The sequence below is a fragment of the Nocardioides pelophilus genome (assembly GCF_014180685.1).
Classification (GTDB): domain Bacteria; phylum Actinomycetota; class Actinomycetes; order Propionibacteriales; family Nocardioidaceae; genus Nocardioides; species Nocardioides pelophilus.
On the sequence record NZ_JACEHF010000003.1, the window covers coordinates 37,576 to 55,114 of the forward strand.

Sequence of the window (17,539 nt, forward strand, 5' to 3'; positions counted from 1 at the left end):
TGCGGCGGTGGTTCTGGCGCTACTGCTGGGCGGCTGTGGAGGCGGCTCCTACGACGGCCTCGCCGACCTGCCGTTGCCGGGAGGCGTCGACGTCGGCGACTCGCCGGTCACGGTGACCGTGCAGTTCCGGGACGTGCTCAACCTCGCCCGCGGCGCCACCGTGAAGGTCGACGACGTCACGGTCGGTGAGGTGGTGAGGATCGAGCGGGTGGGCTGGCGGGCGGAGGCAACGCTCTCGCTCCGCGGGGACGTCGACCTGCCCGCCAACGCGGTGGCGGCGGTTCGACAGACGGGTCTGCTGGGCGAGAAGTACGTCGAGCTCGCGCCTCCGGTCGACGAGCGCGCGCACGGCCGGCTCGCGGACGGGCAGCTGATCCGGCTGGAGCGGACGAGCAGGTCGACCGAGGTCGAGGAGGTGCTCGCCTCGCTGTCGCTGCTCCTCAATGGCGGCGGACTGGAGAACCTGCGCACGATCACCGTCGAGCTGCATGACGCTCTCGACGGCAACGAGGAGGAGATGCGCTCACTCTTCGGGAACGTCGACGTCTTCACCCGCACCCTCGCTGCGAACCGGCGCCACATCAACGGCGCGCTGAGGGGTCTGGACGTCCTCACTCGACGCGTAGCCGACGGGTCGGAGGTGATCGACCGCACGCTCGACCGGCTTCCGGCCGCGATCGCTGTGCTCGCCGACCAGCGGCGCGGACTGGTCCGGGCACTGGCGTCGATGGACCGACTGAGCGACGTCGGAACCCGAACGGTCCGCGCGATGCGGTCGGACCTGCTCGCCGTACTCGATGCGCTGGAGCCGACGCTCGCCCGGTTGGTCGAGGCAGGGGATGCCATTCCGCGCTCCCTGGAGTTCCTGCTCACCTATCCCTTCCCCGAGTCGGCGATGTCAGCGGTGCGCGGTGACTACGTCAACTTCGCTGCCCAGTACGCACTTCGGGTCACCGACCTGCTCGACCTCCTGGGGGCGCTGAGTCCCCGGCAGCTCGAGGCCCTCGACCTCGGAGGCGCCCGATGAACGCGATCCGGTTGCGACTTCTCCTGTTCGCGGTCATCGGCGCCGTCGCGGTCGCGTACGCAGGGGCGCGTTACGCACGGCTGACCGATGCGGTCTACTCACCGACCTACGCGGTCACCGTGGAGCTGACGCAGACCGGCGGTCTGTTCGAAGGAGCCGAGGTGACCTACCGGGGAGTGCCGGTCGGACGGGTCGACGACCTCCGACTGACGAGCGACTCGGTCCACGCCGTGCTGAAGATCGACGACGACGCGGAGATCCCGGCGGACGTGCACGCTGCGGTACGCAACCGGTCGGCGGTCGGTGAGCAGTACCTCGATCTCGCCCCCGACCCCGCAGCGTTGACCAGCGCGGGGGAGCCGGCGCTGCTCGAGGACGGCAGCCGGATCCCGCGCTCGGTCACCAGCACGCCGCTCGGTGAGGAGGAGCTGCTCGCGAACGTCGACCGGTTCGTGACGTCGGTCGATCGCCCTGCGCTCCGGGTCGTCATCCGGGAGCTCGGCCACGCTTTCGAGGACGCCGACGTCGACCTCCGGCGCATCCTCGACGGGTCGGAACAGCTGGTCGACGAGGCGACCGAGGGTCTCGATGCCACCCAGCGACTGTTGCGCTCCGGGCTGGTGGTCCTGCGCACCCAGGCACGCCACGGGGACGACCTCCGACGCATCTCCGGAGACCTCAGGTTGCTGTCGGAGACGCTGGTGATGAGTGATCGGGAGCTCCGGGCCGTGCTCCGGGACGGTGGCCCGGCGGCGGCAGAGCTGGCGGCGCTGGTGGGCGATCTCGGTCCCCTCGCGCCGCGCTTCCTCGCCAACACCCTGCCGTACGTCGAGGTCGTGGCAGGTCGGCTCGACGGCGTCGAACAGGCCCTCATCGCGTTCCCCTACAGCCTTGCGGCCGCCCAGGTCGGCGTTCGCGACGGGCAGGCTCAGTTCAGCCTGGCCGCGACGCCGTCGCCCACTCCCTGCCAGGTCGGCTACCTGCCGCCGGACGAGTGGCGTTCCACCCAGGACCTGTCGATCGCCCCGCCCCGTTACGACCTGGCGTGCCGTGAGGGCGCCACCAACTTCCGAGGATCCGCCCACGCACCTCGATGAGGTGCTCGCACAAGGAGAACGATCATGATCAGGCACCTAGGTCCCAGCGTGGCGGTAGCGAGCGTCGTGCTCCTCGCTACCGGCGCCTTCGTCAGCCCCGCCGGTTCCACGGCGGGGCCCGAAGCGCCGGTGACATGGGGGGAGACCATCCCCGACAACACGACCGCGGCACCGCCGCCGCTCCAGGCCATCGAGGTCGTCGACACGATCTACTTCGATGAGATCCCGGTGCCGGCAGGCACGGTGGTCACCGGCGTCGACCTGCTGCCGGACGGCGAGCACTGGCTGCTCGGCATCACTGTCGACGGTGCCGCCCACTTCGCGGTCACCCGTCCGGACGGGTCCGACTACCAGTGCCTCACCTGCGGCCTGACGCCCGCTGCGGAGAAGCCCGAGGTCCTCGAGGACGAGAAGCGGATCTGGCTCACCAACACCAGCGGCCAGACCTCAGGCGCCTTGGCCGACTTCCAGTGGTCGATGCTGGAGTGCGCCCCCGACATCTACGACTGCCGGGACCGGACGCTGGTCCCCGTCGACTTCCCCATCGACTCGTTGACGTCGCTGCCCCAGGGAGCGCAGAACCGCGAGGCCACCCCCGACGGCGAGGGTCGCTACGTGGTGTGGAACGAGGTCCGCACGCTCGAAGGCACCCGGGTGACGGTCGGCCGGATCGAACGCGGTGCGACGCAGTACCGCGTGGTCGATCCCCGAGTCGTCCAGCCGCAGTTCTCGACCACGGGCGGTCCCGCCGACTGGGTGGCTGGCGGTCGCTTCTACGAAGGCGGGCGATTCGTGCTCGGCAACCGTTACCTCAAGTACCAGACGACGCGGACGGCCCTGAACTACGACACCGGGCTCCTCGACCTGTCCACCGGCCAGTACCGGTTCATGACCCGGGACCTCGACTACAACGAGACCGGTGACGCGTCGCCCGACGGCAGTTGGTACACGTACTCGTCTGCTCGCGGACTCGACCGGATGGACGTGTTCACCCAGCTCGTGCGGCCCCCCTTCATCGACATGGTCGCGTTCGGCCAGATCGGCAGGGTCGGGCTCTTCAACAACCGCCGGTGCATGAACGAGGCGTGGTTGATGGGCTTCGGAGGGCAGCGCCAGGACGGGTACGGCGGGCAGCCTCTCCTCACCGAGGACAACTGGCTCGCGCGCAAGAGACAGTGGTACCCGGACAGCAAGCACATCCTCCTCACCGAGCAGCTGCTGCCGAACGTCGCCAGCGGCGTTCCGCGGGGCCGGCAGTTCCGTCTTCGCGTCGTCCGCCTGCCCGGGCCTGCCACGGAGCCGATGCCGGAGCAGTCTCTCGACGAGGTCGACTGGGATGCGGTGAGCGTGCCGGCTGCTGAGTACCGCGGGATCGCGTCGCGCCAGGTCCCGGTCCGCGTGCTTCGCGGCCGCGAGAGCGGAAGGGCCGTGCTGACCTACCTCGGTGCCTTCGCCGGAGGAAGCTGGAAGGTTCGCTACCGCAACTACTCCGACGACGGCGTGAACTTCCTCTCCGGGCGGGAGTCGATCCGCGTGCCTGCCGCCGCGGGGGTCTCGGTGTGGACCGCGGACCTGAGATCGACCGGCGCCCGGCGGGGTACGACCAAGGGCCGTCTGGCCATCCAGCCCGACGGAAGTGCGACCGGAGACGTCGTCACGACCATCAACGGGCAGACCTGGACCGGCGTCCCCCGGCAGGCTGACTGTCCCGGGATGCGGCAGCCGGCCCTCGAGGCGGACGTGGCTCCGGGCCTAGGTGGCGCCCGGGTCGTCACGGTCACGTCCCTCGTCGCCGAGGATGCCCGGCCGCGGCCGGTCAACGGGGCGACCGTCACCGTCGGCACGCACCGCTACATCACGGGCCCGACCGGCGTCGTCACGATTCCCCCAGGGATCACCGGACTGGTGTCGGCCGCGGCTGGGGGGTTCCGCAGCTGGCATGAGTGAGGTCCGGCCGTCCCGGCGTTGGATGCGGTGCTCGGACCGCTTGCGCTCGCGCTGTCGTCGGGATGGCGGGCCCGAGATCAACGCCAGCCCTGCCCGTGTCTCGGGCAGGGCTGGCGACCCTGGTCATGGCCGTGACGGTCGGCCTCGTCGTCAGGTCCGTGAGACGGGCGGTTCAGCCCGTCACTTCAGCTTGAAGAACGCGGTGATGGACGAGCCGTCCATCGTCGTCATCTTGACGGAGTAGCACGCGCCGACCGTGGTGGGCGTCTTCCAGTTCTGGATGAACTGGCCGGCCGTGGCGTCGTACCGCAGCGAGGTGCCGCCGGTGCTGACGATCTCGACGGTGTCCTGCGGTGCCGTGCCGTTGCAGGCGATCCTCGTGGTGGTGAAGCTCTTCACCGCCGCGGTGCTCGTCAGCTCACTCCCGGCGAACACCTCGAACTTCAGAGGGACCGTGCTCCCGCCCTTGACGACGTTGAACACCCCGCCCATGTCGACGGGCGCGTAGAACCCCTTGAGCGTCCAGGCGAGCACCTGGTAGGACCGGCTGACGGTCGTGCTGTTGCCGGCGTTGTCGGTCGCGGAGGCGGAGACCGTGTGCGAGCCCACCGCCGTGGAGTAGCCGCTCACCGTGCAGCCGGCGTCCGTGACGCCGGAGGTGACGTCGTCGGCGGAGCAGGTCGGCGCGGCCGGGACGCTGCCCCAGTAGTAGCTCGCGCCGTCCTGCGGGCCGTCCACGACGTCGACCGACGGATCGGTGGCGTCGCGCTTGATCGGTCCGGCGGTGACCTCGGAGGTGCCGCCGGCGCCCGTTGCTGAGCACGTGTACGACGTCTCACCCTGGTCGGCTTCGATCGTGACGTCGTCGCAGCCGGTCGTCTGCAGCGAGCTGGGGGATTCCTCCTCGGTCACGGTCCAGTCGACCGACACGTCGCTGCGGTACCAGCCGTTGTCACCGTCGGGCGACGCCGGCGAGACGGTGTAGCCGATGTCGGGAGCGGTGGGATCCACGATGCTGAAGGTCGCCGAGGCGCTGGCGGTCAGCCCGCCGCCGTCGGTGTAGGAGCAGCTCGCGGTCTGGGAGCCGATGCCGTCCACGGCGTACGGGCCGGTGATCGCGCTGAGGGTGGCGGCGAAGGAGGAGTTGCCGTCCTCCGCGTCGCTGACCATGCAGATCGCGTCGGGCACGGCGCCCTTGTCGTAGGCGGCTCCGGCGGTGACTCCCGCGAGGTCGACCACGGGAGCGGTGTTCGAGGCGCCCGCCACCTCGACGTCGAACCTGGCGGAGTCGAGGTTGAACGAGCCGCCGGTGGTGTTCGACAGGACGGCCACCGTCACCGAGGTGCCGCCGGCGGCGACCGGGGTGACCGTGAGGGTGGGGGTGTCGCCGCAGCCGGTCGTGAACGTGACGGTGCCGGGGCTGACGGTGGCGACCGAGGTGTCGGAGGAGCTGACCGAGAGAGTCAGCTGCCCGCTGCTGAGGTTGCAGCCCGGTTTGCCGTCACCGTTGAGCGGCTTCACGTAGAGGTCCGTGGTGCCGGGCGAGCCGCCGACGTTCAGCGCCATCGACTCGGCCACCGCGTCGATGGTGGTGTCGAGGTCGTTGGAGACGTCGTCGGCGTGGCTCGGGGCCATCGACCCGAGGAACAGAACGGGGACCGCGGCCGCCGCGGCAAGGCGTGAGATGCGCATGGCTCAGGTTGCACGCGGATCGCGTCCCCCGAGGCCACGAACGGGCAGCTGGGCGTTCAAGCCCATAAGCACGGGGCCCACCGCACCCGCGCGGCTCAGTCCCGCGGGACCTGCAGCCCCCGTACCTCCTCGCGCAGCTGGGTCATCCGGTGGTCGAGGTCGGCGGCGATCCGGGCCGCGTCGGTGAGCTCCTCGACCAGCGTGTGCGGCACGGTCGCGTCGTACTTGTAGTAGATGGCGTGCTCGACGCTGGCCCAGAAGTCCATCGCGATGGTGCGGATCTGCAGCTCGACCGGGACGTGCTCGGTGCGGTCGGAGAGGAAGACCGGGACCTCGATGGTGAGGTGCAGGCTGCGGTAGCCGTTGGGTTTCGGGTCGGCGATGTAGTCCTCGACCTCGAGGACGGTGACGTCGGACTGCCGGGTCAGCATCTCCTTGATCCAGTAGACGTCGGACACGAACGGACACACGACGCGGACGCCCGCGATGTCCAGGACGGACTCGGCGATGGCGTCCAGCGAGTTGTGGCTGCCTCGTCTGGAGGCCTTCTCGAACAGGCTGTCGTGCGACTTCAGTCGGCTCCGGACGTGCTCGATCGGACTGTGGTCGTAGGTCTCCTCGAACTCCTCGCGCAGGATCGCGATCTTGGTGGTGACCTCGTCGATGGCGAACTTGTACCGCAGTCGGAACCGGTTGAGCTGCTGATGCACCTGCCGGAGCTCCGGACCCTGCCCGTCGAGGAACGCGATCTCGGACTGCCCGGAGGGGTCGGGGTCGGGGCTCGTCATGGACTGCTCGCTTCGAGGGGGAGGCTCACGGTGAAGGTGGTGCCGGAGCTCGGGTCGCTGATGCAGTTGACGGTACCTCCGTGGGCCTCGGTGAGGGACTTGACGATCGCGAGCCCCAGGCCGGAGCCGCCGTGGGCGCGGGTGCGGGAGGGGTCGGCGCGGTAGAAGCGGTCGAAGACCTTGGCGACGACCTCGGGTGTCATCCCGGGGCCGGCGTCGCGGACCGAGAGGTCGACGTGGTGGTCGCGGGTCCGGACGGCGACCTCGATCGGTGAGGTGACCGGGGTGTGGGCCAGCGCGTTGGTGAGCAGGTTGGCGAGGACCTGCCGCAGCCGTGACTGGTCGCCGATCACGACCGGGGGGCTCGTCCCGGGTCGCGCGTCGAGGGCGATCGGTCGTTCGGGCTGCAGGGCCTGCGTGTCGATCACCGCGTCGGTGGCGAGGCTGAGCAGGTCGACCGGCGTCCGTTCCATCGGCCTGGACTGGTCGAGGTGGGCGAGCAGCAGCAGGTCGTCGACCAGGTCACCCATCCGCTTCGACTCCGACTCGATGCGGGCCATGCTCGTGTCGACGTCCGTGGTGATCCCGGTGCGCCACATCTCCGCGTGGCCGCGGATCGCGGCCACGGGAGTGCGCAGCTCGTGGCTGGCGTCGGAGATGAAGCGGCGCAGGCGGGTCTCGGAGGTGGTGCTGGCCGAGAAGGCCCGCTCGATCTGGCCGAGCATGCCGTTCAGGGCGTGGGCGAGCCGCCCGACCTCGGTACGGCGCCGGTAGTGGGGAACCCGCTCGGTCAGGTCGCCGGCCGCGATGTGCTCGGCGGTCTCCTCGATGCGCTCCAGCGGGCGCAGCCCGATCCGGGCGATCGCCCACGCTGCGGCAGCCGTGAAGAGCAGCACGAGGGTGCTCACCAGCAGGGACAGCCAGGTGAGCCGGGAGACGGTGGCGTCGGCGTCGGCGAGCGAGACCGCCAGGACGAGCGTCTGGCCGGTGTCCTCGTCCGGCATCGCCCGCGCCCGCCACCGGCTGTCCCCGTCGACCGACCGCAGCGTGACCACCTCGTCGGTGCCGGCCAGGTCGGCCGGCTCGAACGCCGGCGCGGCGTCCCCGAGGTCCGGGCCCAGGGAGCAGGCCACCTCGCCGTCGGCGTCGAGCACGAGCAGCACGAAGTCGCTGCGCAGGCCCTGCGGGTCCCGTGGATTGGCGCACAGGTTGGTGGGAGCGCCGGGCGGGCGGCCCTCCTCGTCGTCGGGGGCGATGGATCCGACCTGACTGTCGACCCGGTCGAGCAGGTAGGACCGCATCAGCAGGATGCCGGCCACGTTGGTGACCGCGAGCCCCACCGAGACCAGCACCACCATCCCGAGCACCAGCCGGGCCCGGATCGACAGCCCCAGCGCGGGGATCCGCATCAGGCGCTCGGCGTCTTCAGCACGTACCCGACTCCGCGGACGGTGTGGATCAACGGCGGGTCGACGACGTCGACCTTGCGGCGCAGATAGCTGATGTACGACTCGACGACGCCGGAGTTGCCGTTGAAGTCGTAGTGCCACACGTGATCGAGGATCTGGGCGCGACTCATCACCAGCTCGGCGTTGCGCATCAAGAAGCGCAGGAGCGCGAACTCGGTCGGGGACAGGGCGATGAGCTCACCGGCACGGTGCACCTCGTGCCGGGCCTCGTCGAGCTCGAGGTCGGCGTAGGCGAGCCGGCTCGACTCGTCGCGCGTGGCCGGCCTGGTGCGGCGCAGCACCACCCCGACCCGGGCGACGACCTCCTCGAGGGAGAACGGCTTGGTGACGTAGTCGTCGCCGCCGAGGGTGAGGCCGGCGAGCCGGTCCTCGAGGGCGTCGCGGGCGGTCACGAACACGGCCGCCATGTCCGGGTGCACCTTGCGCAGCTGTCGGAGCAGGTCGACACCGTCGGTGTCGGGCAGCATCACGTCCAGGAGTGCGAGGTCGATCTTCGTCCGGTCGGCGTGCGCGACGGCTTCGGCGCCGGTGCTGGCGCGGAGCACGTCGTACCCGACGAACGCCAGGCTCATCGCCAGCATGTCCTGGATCGCGGGCTCGTCCTCGACGACCAGGAGCCGAGTGCCGGGGACGACGGAGTCCGGGGTGACCGCCATGTGCTTCCTCCTGCTGATGACGCGCGACGCGTGCCACCGATGCTGGGGTACGACGCTGACCCGCTTCTGGGAGGTTCCTGGGCGTTGCCTGTGAATGCGCCGGCTCCCAGCGAACTCCCAGATCCGTCGCAGCGGGCTCGGAGGTTCCTTCGCCAGTCTCCTTGACACCCGCCCGCACCTGGGGGGTCGACGGACCCATCGGGTGGCGCCGTCGCGGGCGGGCCCGACTCTTGATGCGAGGAGCAACGAACTGATGAGCAACCCGGACTCGACCCGCCGGCGGCTGCTGGGACGGCGCGGGTTGATCCTCAACCTCGTCATCCTGCTGGCGGTCCTGCTGGTGGTGGCGCTGATCGTGTGGACCGTTCGTGGCACCGGCAGCGAGGAGGAGGCCACGGACCAGACCGCCGCCGTGGACACCGGCGCCGTGACGGCCACCGTGTCGGCCAACGGCAACATCGCCTCGGGGACTGCCGTGAACGTCGACTTCCAGGGTTCGGGCGGCGTCGTCACCGCGATCCTGGTCGAGCCGGGGGAGAAGGTGCACAAGGGCCAGGTCCTCGCCCGGGTGGACCAGACCTCGGCCCGCCAGGGACTGGCCTCCGCCCAAGCGCAGCTGGACTCGGCGCTGGCGTCGTACCAGGGCGCGATCCAGGGCCAGACGCCCGCCGAGCAGGCGGCCGACGCCCGCACCGTCGACCAGGCCGAGACCTCGGTGGCCAGTGCCCGGACCAGCCTGCGCTCGGCGCAACAGAGCCTGAACCTCGCGCAGCGCCAGCAGGACGCCGCGGTCCGGCGCGCCGAGGACGCGGTGGACGAGGCGCGCGAGGACCTGCAGGCCGCCCGCGCGGCCTACCAGGCCGACCGCACGCCGGAGAACAAGCAGGCGGTCACGACGGCGGAGGCTGCCGTCGACACGGCCCAGTCCGCGTTGGCCACCGCCCGCGCCAACCGGGAATCGACCCTGCTGCAGGCGCGCCAGCAGGTGGCCGGCGCGCGGGACCAGCTGTCCTCCGCCCAGTCGAGCCTCGCGTCGACCAGGGCCGGGGTGGCGGTCAACCAGCAGGGCCCTCGCGACAGTGAGGTCGCCCAGGCCCAGGCCCAGGTCGACAGCGCCGAGGTCGCGGTCGACCAGGCCCGGACCACGCTCGAGCAGACCACGCTGCGGGCGCCGGTCGCCGGCACCGTCGCGAAGGTCAACGGCACCGTCGGCGAGCCGGCCGGCTCGACCTCCAGCGCCTCCACCGCCTCGTCCGGCTCGACCACCACCACCGGCACCTCGACCACCGAGGCGGCCGGGTTCGTCACCCTGACCAAGACCGATGCGCTGCAGGTCACCGCCGACGTCGCGGAGGCAGACATCGCCGACGTCCAGGTCGGGCAGGAAGCCACGGTCACGCTGTCGGCCAGCGGCAAGGAGGTCGCCGGCACGGTCACCGCGGTCGATGCGATCGAGACCGTGACCAACAACGTCGTGGAGTACGGCGTCACCGTCACCCTCGGCGACACGAAGGGGGTCAAGCTCGGCCAGAGCACCCAGGTCGTGGTGACCACCGGCAGCAAGCAGGGCGTCGTCCGGGTGTCGGCCAGCGCGCTGACCACCATCGGCGACAGCACCACCGCCACCGTCCAGGACGACGACGGCACCACCCGCACGGTCCAGGTCGTCACCGGGCTGGAGGGCGACGGGTACACCGAGGTCCTCAGTGGACTGGACGCCGGCGACACCGTCGTGCTGCCGGAGCAGGCCGAGGCGCCGACCGGGTTCACCTTCCCCGGTGGCGGCGGGATCGGCGGGATCGGATGACCGGGATCGCGCCGGCCCGGCCGGTCATCGAGCTGACCGGCACCACCAAGGTCTACGGCCAGGGCGAGGCCGAGGTGCGTGCCCTCGACGGCGTGGACCTGCGCGTCGGCCACGGCGACTACGTCGCGATCATGGGCGCCTCCGGCTCCGGGAAGTCCACCCTGATGAACATCATCGGCTGTCTCGACGTCGGGACCTCGGGTCGCTACCTCCTCGACGGCATCGACGTACGACGCCTCGACGAACGCCGCCTCTCCCTGGTGCGCAACCGCAAGATCGGGTTCGTCTTCCAGAGCTTCAACCTGATCGCCCGCACCTCGGCGCAGCGCAACGTCGAGCTGCCGCTGGCGTACGCCGGCGTGCGATCCGCCGAACGGGCCCGCCGGGCGGCGGCCGCCCTGGCCCGGGTCGGTCTCTCCGACCGCGCCGACCACGTCCCGGCCGAGCTGTCGGGTGGTCAGCAGCAACGAGCGGCCGTCGCACGGGCGCTGGTCACCGAACCGGTGCTGCTGCTGGCGGACGAGCCCACCGGCGCACTGGACAGCCACAGCACCGCCGACGTACTGGCGCTCTTCGACGACCTCGCGGTCAGCGGTCGCACCCTGGTCGTGATCACGCACGAGGACGAGGTGGCCCACCACGCCAAGCGGATCATCCGGATGAGCGACGGCAGGATCGTCTCCGACGACCGTCAGGTCGGGGTCGAGCAACCCCCGCCGCGCTGGCGCCCCAGCCGGGCAGTCGTCTGGTGAACGTCCGCGAGACCGGCCGGTTCGCCTGGCAGGGCGTGACCGCCAACAAGACCCGTTCGGCGTTGACGACGCTGGGCATCCTGATCGGCGTCGCCGCCGTCATCATCCTGGTCGCCGTCGGCACCGGCTCCAGCAAGGCCGTCCAGGACTCCATCGGCGCGCTGGGCAGCAACACCCTGACCGTCACGGCCAGCTCCGGAGGCGGCGGCGGGACCGCCGGTGGCTTCCCCGGCGGCGGCTTCCCCGGCGGTGGGCTGTTCGGCGGCGACACCACGACCAGCGAGAACGCCACCTCGACCAGGGCCGCCGAGCTGACGATGGACGACGCCGAGGCCATCGCGACCAGCGACGAGGCCGACCACGTGCTCGGCGTCGCACCGGTGGTCAGCGCGACCTCGGTGACGGCGACGTACGACGGCGCCTCCCACGACGTCGGCACCTTCACCGGCACCACGGCCGCCTACCTGCTCATCGACAACTCCGAGGTCCGCCACGGCAACGCGTTCACCGACGACGACTACACCGCCCACCGCCGCGTGGCGCTGCTCGGTCAGACCGTCGCCGAAGAGCTCGTCGGCGACGACGTCGGCACGATCGTCGGACAGACGGTCTCCTTCAACGGGTTCCAGTTCGAGGTCGTGGGCGTGCTCGCCGAGAAGGGCAGCACCGGGCCGATGGACTCCGACGACCGGGTGATCGCCCCGGCGACCGCGGTCCAGGACACGCTCTCGGGGTACGGCGCGCTCAGCTCGATCTCGGTCAAGGCCACCTCGGCCGACGACGTGACCGCCGCCCAGAGCGAGGTGCAGGCCATCCTCGACGTCCGGCACGACGTGAGCTCGGCCGACCGCGACTACAGCGTCACCAGTGCCTCGTCCATCCTGGAGGCCGCCACCTCGTCCAACCAGACGTTCACCGTGCTCCTCGGGGCGGTGGCCGCGATCTCGTTGCTGGTCGGCGGCATCGGGGTCATGAACATCATGCTGGTCACCGTCACCGAGCGGACCCGGGAGATCGGCATCCGCAAGGCCATCGGCGCCAGCAGGGCCGACATCATCGGCCAGTTCCTCGCCGAGGCCGTGCTGCTGTCGCTGTTCGGTGGCGTGGTCGGCGTCGCCGCCGGCCTGATCGGCTCGCAGTTCACCATCGTCGGCGTCGAGCCCGTGGTCGCGCCGTACTCGGTGTTCCTGGCCTTCGGCGTCGCCATCCTGATCGGCCTGTTCTTCGGCCTCTACCCCGCCAACCGGGCCGCGTCGCTGCGCCCGATCGAAGCCCTGCGCTACGAGTGAGGACCCCCCGATGAACGACACCAGGAACGACACCACGAACGACACCAGGAACGACACCACGAACGACACCAGGAACGACACCGACCTCGACGACCCGATGCTGGACGACGAGTGGCTCGCCGCCCCTGCGGCACGATCGCGGCTCCGCGCCGTGCTCGTCGTGCTGCTCGCGGCCGCGGTCTGCTTCCTCGGCGGCGCGCTGGTCCAGAAGCAGCTGGGGACCGACGCCGTCGGCGACACCGCGGCCGGCGCAGGGGGCTTCCCCGGCGGCCAGCTGCCCGAGGGGCTCCCCGAAGGCATCCCCGAGAACATCGGCCAGGGCGGGTTTCCGGGTGACTCGGAGGACTCCGCCGGTTCGACCGCCGACGGCGGGGACGACCGGGGGTCGGTGATCGGCGAGGTCGTCGAGGTCCGCGGCGACCTGTGGATCGTCGAGGACCTCGGCGGCGAGCGCCACGAGATCGAGGTCGGCGACGACACCGACGTCGTCCGCGAGACCCGCATCGAGCCCGCCCAGGTGGAGGTCGGCGACCCCGTCGACATCACGGGCACCAGCAGCGGCGGCCGGATCAAGGCCGACGAGGTCACCTTGCGATGACCGCCAACCGGAAGGAAACCAGCTCAGTGAAGAAGACCCGCACCGCGATCGGGGCCGTCGGCCTCGCCGCCCTGCTCACCCTCACCGCCTGCGGCGGCGAGGACTCCGACGGCGGCGCCGACACCGCCACCGACACCGCCACCGACGCCGCTGCCGCGCCGTCGGGCGCCCCCGGTTTCGACGCCGAACAGCTCGAGGAGATCCAGCAGTGCCTCGAGGCGGCGGGCCTGGAGGACCAGCTCCCCTCCGGGCAGCCGACCGACCTGCCGACCGACCTGCCGTCGGACCTCCCGACCGACCTCCCGTCCGACCTGCCGTCGGACTTCGGCTCCGGTGGGCCCGGCGGCGGGGCGTTCCAGGACCCCGAGGTCCAGGAAGCGCTCGAGGCCTGCGGCATCGACCTGCCGCAGCCCCCCGACCAGGGTTAGCCTCCCTGCCTCCGCACCCGCCGCCCGTCGTACCTGAGGTTTCGGCCCCGGATCCGGTCCAGATGGGGCCGGAACTTCAGGTGCGAGCGTGGTCAGAGCGCGGCCGGCTCTTCGAAGCGCGCCTGCATCCGCTCGGTCCAGGTGGTGAGGACGACCGTGTCGGGGGAGAGGTCCAGGGAGGCGAGCTCCTTGGCGATCGCGTGATCGCCCAGGGTGAGGGCGACGTCGGCGTCGAAGTACACCCCGCTGCCGCTGCCGCCCTGGGTGAACCGCGTGACGTGGGGGCGGCCGTCGATCAGGGTGTACGCCGCCAGCGGCATGGCCGGCATCTCCTCCGAACCGCCGCGCGGCACCGTGACGTCGACGACCAGCTCGCCGTCCATCGTCAGGACCCAGCGGCTGGTGGTGTCGGTGTTGGTCACCTCGATCCGCTCGACCGACTTGGGGAAGCCCCAGATCTGGTTGCCGGCCACGCAGGTGAACTGCTCGGTCACGGGCAGGTGGGTGATGAACGTGCCGTCCTCCCCGCCGCCCTCCGGACGGACGAACAGGAGGGTGCCGACCTCGAGGTAGGCACCGAGGTCGTTGTCCCGGTAGTCGATCAGGGCCAGGGCGAACTGGGCCCGCCCGGGCGCCGACTCGACCACCTCGAAGCCGGACGGCGCGAGGGCCCGGGCGGCGTCCAGCGCGACGTCGAAGATCACGGTGGCGCTCGATCCGTCGCGCACGTCGACGGGCATGGTCACGGTCTTGCCGAGGATGTCGTGGGTCGCAGTCACGATCGCAGTAGAACATGTTCTAGCGAGGAAGTTCCAGAGCGTCCGCCCGGAATCCCCGATGGGCGGGCCCGAGGTCACCTAGGTTGGTGGGATGCCAGCACTCCTCGGGTTCCGCGCCGCCGCGCTCGCCGTCCTCGCTACCGCCCTCGTGGCCGCCGCCACCCTGACGTCGGCCGCGCCGGCCGCGGCGGCGCCGCCCGTCGCGGTCGACGACTACCGGACGATGTACCCCGGTCAGGTCCGGCTGATCAACGTGCTGCGCAACGACACCGATGCCGACGGCGACCAGCTCGCGATCTGTCGGCTGGGTGAGGTCGACGAGGACCGCTACTACGCCGAGATCGTGGAGGGCCGGCTGCTCGTCGCGCCGTTCGGCGGCAGCCTCGAGGACATCGTGATCACCTACTACGCGTGCGACTTCGACACGTTGGTGCCGGCGACGCTGACCATCTCCCTGCGGGAGATCTTCCCGATGAAGATCGTCAAGCTCGACCGTCCGGGGCGGCTGCGCGTGACCAACGACAACGACCGGGTGGTCCGGTTCCTCTACGGCAGCTTCCGGGAGGAGCGTCCCGACGGTCGGGCTCGGGTGATGCCGAACGACTCGGTCGTCATCCGGGTGCACCGTCATCGGATCGACTGGGTCGCCTACATGGGCCGCGACATCCTGGTCGGGATCGGCCACGTGCGTGACATCCAGCTTCCGGCGGGCGACGACGGCAGTGCCCGCACCCGCGTCACCCTGAGCCGGGCCGAGGCCCGGATGTGGGCCGAGCAGCGCCCCTGAGCTGGGCTCAGCTGCCCCGGATCCGGTCGAGGTAGCTCTTGCGCGCGCTCATGTCGACCTCGTCGAGGAAGACGTCGTCGCCACCGAGCGCCGAGCTGAGGCCCTCGGCGATCCGGCGAGGGACGAACTTCATCCCCGTCACCATGCCGCCCGCGACCCGGGTCACCCGCACGAACGGCTTGGGCTTCTCGATCAGCGCGGCGGTCGCCCGGGCGATCTCCTCGGGCTCGGCGTTGCGGAAGCCCTTCGCCCCCGCGGTGCCGGCGACCAGCTCGGTGTTGGTGAACGTTGGGCGCACGGTCGAGAGCCGGATCCCGGTCTTGCGGTACTCCAGCCGCGCCGCCTCGGTGAAGCCGATGACGGCGTGCTTGGTGCCGCAGTACGTCGCCAGCCCGGGTACGGCGAGCTCGCCGGCCAGCGACGCCGTGTTGATGATGTGGCCGCGGTCGCGCGGCAGCATCCGCTCCAAGGCCAGCTTGGTGCCGTAGATGACGCCGAGGACGTTGATCTCGACCTGACGGCGGGTGACCGCGTCCTCCTCCTCGTGGGTGTGCCCGGTCGGCATGATGCCCGCGTTGTTGATGAGCACGTCGAGGTCGCCGAGCTCGGTCTCGACGAGGTCGAGGAACGCCCGGAAGGACCCGGGGTCGGTGACGTCGAGCCGGGCGTAGGTGTCGATGCCCAGCTCCAGCGCCGCCTCCTTGAGCCGGACCTCGTCGACATCGCCGATGGCGACCCGGCAGCCGCGCCCGAGCAGCTCCTTGGCGGTGGCGTAGCCGATCCCGCGGGCGCCTCCGGTGATGGCGACGACCTTCCCGTGCAGCGCGCTCATCGGCCGGTCTCCTTCGTGCGCAGGCCCAGGCGTTGTCGCAGTCCGCGTCCGGCCATCGCCCGCATGACGCGGCCGGCGAGCGCGGTGCGCCGCGCCGAGTAGGGGTACCAGGTGAGCTCGTTGGACAGCGTCGGGATGCGAGGAGCCGTGACCGCCTGGACCTTGCAGTACTTGTGCACGCCGTACGCACCGCCGAGCCGCGCGCCCACCCCCGACTCCTTCCAGCCGGAGTGCGGCAGGGGAGCGGCGAACAGGTTGCTGAAGACGTCGTTGATGTTGACCGCGCCCGCCTCGAGCCGCCGCGCCACCCGCTGGCCCCGGTCGACGTCGCCGGTCCAGACCGTCGCCGAGAGGCCGTACGGCGAGTCGTTGGCCATCCGCACCGCCTCGTCCTCGTCGGCCACCTTCATCACCGGGATGGTGGGGCCGAAGGTCTCCTCGGTCATGCACGACATCGAGTGGTCGACGTCGACGAGGACGGTCGGGGCGAAGAAGTTGCCGGAGCTCCCGCGGCTGCCGCCGGTGAGCACCCGGGCGCCGTCCGCGATCGCCTCGCGGACGTGGCGGTCGGCGATGTCGACCTGCTGGGCCGTCACCATCGCCCCGACGTCGTCGCCCTTCGCGACGCCCTGGGACAGTCCGGCCACCTTCTTCTGCAGCCGCTCGACGAACTCGTCGTAGACCGGAGCCTCGACATAGACCCGCTCGACGGAGATGCAGACCTGGCCGGCGTTGAACAGCCCTCCCCAGGCGATGCCGTTGACGGCGCGGTCGAGGTCGGCGTCCGCGAGCACGATCGCGGGGTCCTTGCCGCCGAGCTCGAGGCTGTAGGGCTTGAGCTGCTCGGCGCAGCGCACGCCGATCTTGCGGCCGGTCGCCGTGGACCCGGTGAACTGCACGTAGTCCGCGGCGTCCACGACCGCGGCGCCCGTGTCGCCCAGGCCGGTGACGTTGGCGATCACCGGCGGCGCGCCGATCTCGTGCCAGCCCTCGATCAGGCGGGCGCACGCCAGCGGCGTCTCCTCCGAGGACTTCGACAGCACGGCACAACCGGCGGCCAGCGCGGGCGCGGCGTCCATCAGGAAGAGGGTGATGGGGAAGTTCCAGGGCGTGATGATCCCGACCACCGGGTACGGCGAGTACACCTTGGTCAGCTTCTTCGGGAGGCTGATCGGGCTGGCCGGCTTCACGTTCTCGTCGGCCAGGAACGCCGCGGCGTGGTCGGCGTAGTAGCTGACGAGCTCGCACGACGCGATGGGCTCGATCGCGGCGTCAGGCCGGGCCTTGCCCGTCTCGGCCTGCAGCAGGTCGGTGAGCTCGTCGACGTGCTCGAGGATCCAGGTGCGCCACCGGCGCAGCCACACCGCGCGACCGTCGGCGCCGAGCGCCTCCCAGCCTCGCTGGGCCATCCGCAGCTCGGCCGCGGCCTCGTTGACCGCGCGGGCGTCGAGGATCGGCACGCTGCCGACCAGGCTCCCGTCGGCGGGGTTGCGGACGTCGAGTACGGCGGACGTGGTGTCGACGCTCACGGCGCCTCCTTTGGTGCACGGGGTCGGATCGCCTCCGATCGTGCCGAACAACGCCGAGGCTG

The 17,539-nt window shown here is 71.0% G+C and carries 16 protein-coding genes; 9 read left to right on the forward strand and 7 right to left on the reverse strand.

Annotated features, from left to right (window positions below):
* Nucleotides 1-7 precede the first annotated feature (7 nt).
* The 3 genes from H0488_RS01685 to H0488_RS01695 are packed head-to-tail and all read left to right on the forward strand — an operon-like array spanning nt 8 to nt 4,071.
* A complete protein-coding gene (locus H0488_RS01685) occupies nt 8-1,027 on the forward strand; it encodes an MCE family protein (protein WP_183097542.1) in 1,020 nt (339 codons plus the stop codon).
* Complete coding sequence (locus tag H0488_RS01690; protein WP_183097543.1) at nt 1,024-2,124, forward strand: MCE family protein; 1,101 nt, start codon at nt 1,024-1,026, stop codon at nt 2,122-2,124. The genes H0488_RS01685 and H0488_RS01690 overlap by 4 nt, the downstream gene beginning before the upstream one ends.
* 24 nt (nt 2,125-2,148) lie before the next feature.
* Nucleotides 2,149-4,071 (forward strand): hypothetical protein, encoded by a 1,923-nt coding sequence (locus H0488_RS01695; protein WP_183097544.1) that lies wholly within the window; start codon nt 2,149-2,151, stop codon nt 4,069-4,071.
* 180 nt (nt 4,072-4,251) lie between these two features.
* On the opposite strand, the gene H0488_RS01700 is transcribed toward H0488_RS01695, so the two are convergent.
* The 4 genes from H0488_RS01700 to H0488_RS01715 all read right to left on the reverse strand — a co-directional run bounded on the left by H0488_RS01700 (nt 4,252) and on the right by H0488_RS01715 (nt 8,676).
* Nucleotides 4,252-5,763 carry a PxKF domain-containing protein gene (locus tag H0488_RS01700; protein ID WP_183097545.1) on the reverse strand — a complete coding sequence of 504 codons (1,512 nt, stop codon included), beginning with the start codon at nt 5,761-5,763 and terminating at the stop codon, nt 4,252-4,254.
* 95 nt (nt 5,764-5,858) lie between these two features.
* Nucleotides 5,859-6,551, reverse strand: coding sequence for a GTP pyrophosphokinase (locus H0488_RS01705; protein WP_183097546.1), 693 nt, complete (start codon nt 6,549-6,551; stop codon nt 5,859-5,861).
* Entirely contained in the window at nt 6,548-7,960 is a 1,413-nt protein-coding gene (locus tag H0488_RS01710; protein WP_183097547.1) for a sensor histidine kinase, read from the reverse strand. The genes H0488_RS01705 and H0488_RS01710 overlap by 4 nt, the downstream gene beginning before the upstream one ends.
* Nucleotides 7,960-8,676 (reverse strand): response regulator transcription factor, encoded by a 717-nt coding sequence (locus tag H0488_RS01715; RefSeq protein ID WP_183097548.1) that lies wholly within the window; start codon nt 8,674-8,676, stop codon nt 7,960-7,962. The genes H0488_RS01710 and H0488_RS01715 overlap by 1 nt, the downstream gene beginning before the upstream one ends.
* A 253-nt stretch (nt 8,677-8,929) precedes the next feature.
* On the opposite strand from H0488_RS01715, the gene H0488_RS01720 reads away from it, so the two are divergent.
* The 5 genes from H0488_RS01720 to H0488_RS23575 are packed head-to-tail and all read left to right on the forward strand — an operon-like array spanning nt 8,930 to nt 13,550.
* Entirely contained in the window at nt 8,930-10,483 is a 1,554-nt protein-coding gene (locus tag H0488_RS01720) for an efflux RND transporter periplasmic adaptor subunit (RefSeq protein WP_183097549.1), read from the forward strand.
* Nucleotides 10,480-11,235: an ABC transporter ATP-binding protein gene (locus H0488_RS01725; protein ID WP_183097550.1), complete on the forward strand. Its 756-nt coding sequence runs from the start codon at nt 10,480-10,482 to the stop codon at nt 11,233-11,235. Before H0488_RS01720 ends, H0488_RS01725 begins: the two co-directional genes overlap by 4 nt.
* The gene (locus H0488_RS01730) at nt 11,232-12,524 is read left to right on the forward strand and encodes an ABC transporter permease (RefSeq protein ID WP_183097551.1); all 1,293 of its coding nucleotides are present in this window, start codon (nt 11,232-11,234) and stop codon (nt 12,522-12,524) included. Before H0488_RS01725 ends, H0488_RS01730 begins: the two co-directional genes overlap by 4 nt.
* A gap of 10 nt (nt 12,525-12,534) precedes the next feature.
* A complete protein-coding gene (locus H0488_RS01735) occupies nt 12,535-13,122 on the forward strand; it encodes a hypothetical protein (RefSeq protein WP_183097552.1) in 588 nt (195 codons plus the stop codon).
* 26 nt (nt 13,123-13,148) lie between these two features.
* Nucleotides 13,149-13,550: a hypothetical protein gene (locus H0488_RS23575; RefSeq protein WP_220794094.1), complete on the forward strand. Its 402-nt coding sequence runs from the start codon at nt 13,149-13,151 to the stop codon at nt 13,548-13,550.
* A gap of 92 nt (nt 13,551-13,642) precedes the next feature.
* Here the strand turns inward: H0488_RS23575 and H0488_RS01745 are convergent, their stop codons facing one another.
* Complete coding sequence (locus H0488_RS01745; protein WP_183097553.1) at nt 13,643-14,329, reverse strand: acetoacetate decarboxylase family protein; 687 nt, start codon at nt 14,327-14,329, stop codon at nt 13,643-13,645.
* A gap of 91 nt (nt 14,330-14,420) precedes the next feature.
* On the opposite strand from H0488_RS01745, the gene H0488_RS01750 reads away from it, so the two are divergent.
* Nucleotides 14,421-15,116: an Ig-like domain-containing protein gene (locus H0488_RS01750; protein ID WP_183097554.1), complete on the forward strand. Its 696-nt coding sequence runs from the start codon at nt 14,421-14,423 to the stop codon at nt 15,114-15,116.
* 7 nt (nt 15,117-15,123) lie between these two features.
* On the opposite strand, the gene H0488_RS01755 is transcribed toward H0488_RS01750, so the two are convergent.
* Nucleotides 15,124-15,948 carry an SDR family oxidoreductase gene (locus tag H0488_RS01755; protein ID WP_183097555.1) on the reverse strand — a complete coding sequence of 275 codons (825 nt, stop codon included), beginning with the start codon at nt 15,946-15,948 and terminating at the stop codon, nt 15,124-15,126.
* Nucleotides 15,945-17,477: an aldehyde dehydrogenase family protein gene (locus H0488_RS01760; protein WP_183097556.1), complete on the reverse strand. Its 1,533-nt coding sequence runs from the start codon at nt 17,475-17,477 to the stop codon at nt 15,945-15,947. The genes H0488_RS01755 and H0488_RS01760 overlap by 4 nt, the downstream gene beginning before the upstream one ends.
* Nucleotides 17,478-17,539 lie beyond the last annotated feature (62 nt).

What these genes read in the sequence shown, in the direction of transcription:
- H0488_RS01690 (WP_183097543.1), top strand. Translation starts at nt 1,024, where the DNA reads ATGAACGCGATCCGGTTGCGACTTCTCCTGTTCGCGGTCATCGGCGCC.
- H0488_RS01695 (WP_183097544.1), top strand. Translation starts at nt 2,149, where the DNA reads ATGATCAGGCACCTAGGTCCCAGCGTGGCGGTAGCGAGCGTCGTGCTC.
- H0488_RS01700 (WP_183097545.1), bottom strand. Translation starts at nt 5,763, where the DNA reads ATGCGCATCTCACGCCTTGCCGCGGCGGCCGCGGTCCCCGTTCTGTTC.
- H0488_RS01705 (WP_183097546.1), bottom strand. Translation starts at nt 6,551, where the DNA reads ATGACGAGCCCCGACCCCGACCCCTCCGGGCAGTCCGAGATCGCGTTC.
- H0488_RS01710 (WP_183097547.1), bottom strand. Translation starts at nt 7,960, where the DNA reads ATGCGGATCCCCGCGCTGGGGCTGTCGATCCGGGCCCGGCTGGTGCTC.
- H0488_RS01715 (WP_183097548.1), bottom strand. Translation starts at nt 8,676, where the DNA reads ATGGCGGTCACCCCGGACTCCGTCGTCCCCGGCACTCGGCTCCTGGTC.
- H0488_RS01720 (WP_183097549.1), top strand. Translation starts at nt 8,930, where the DNA reads ATGAGCAACCCGGACTCGACCCGCCGGCGGCTGCTGGGACGGCGCGGG.
- H0488_RS01725 (WP_183097550.1), top strand. Translation starts at nt 10,480, where the DNA reads ATGACCGGGATCGCGCCGGCCCGGCCGGTCATCGAGCTGACCGGCACC.
- H0488_RS01735 (WP_183097552.1), top strand. Translation starts at nt 12,535, where the DNA reads ATGAACGACACCAGGAACGACACCACGAACGACACCAGGAACGACACC.
- H0488_RS01750 (WP_183097554.1), top strand. Translation starts at nt 14,421, where the DNA reads ATGCCAGCACTCCTCGGGTTCCGCGCCGCCGCGCTCGCCGTCCTCGCT.
- H0488_RS01755 (WP_183097555.1), bottom strand. Translation starts at nt 15,948, where the DNA reads ATGAGCGCGCTGCACGGGAAGGTCGTCGCCATCACCGGAGGCGCCCGC.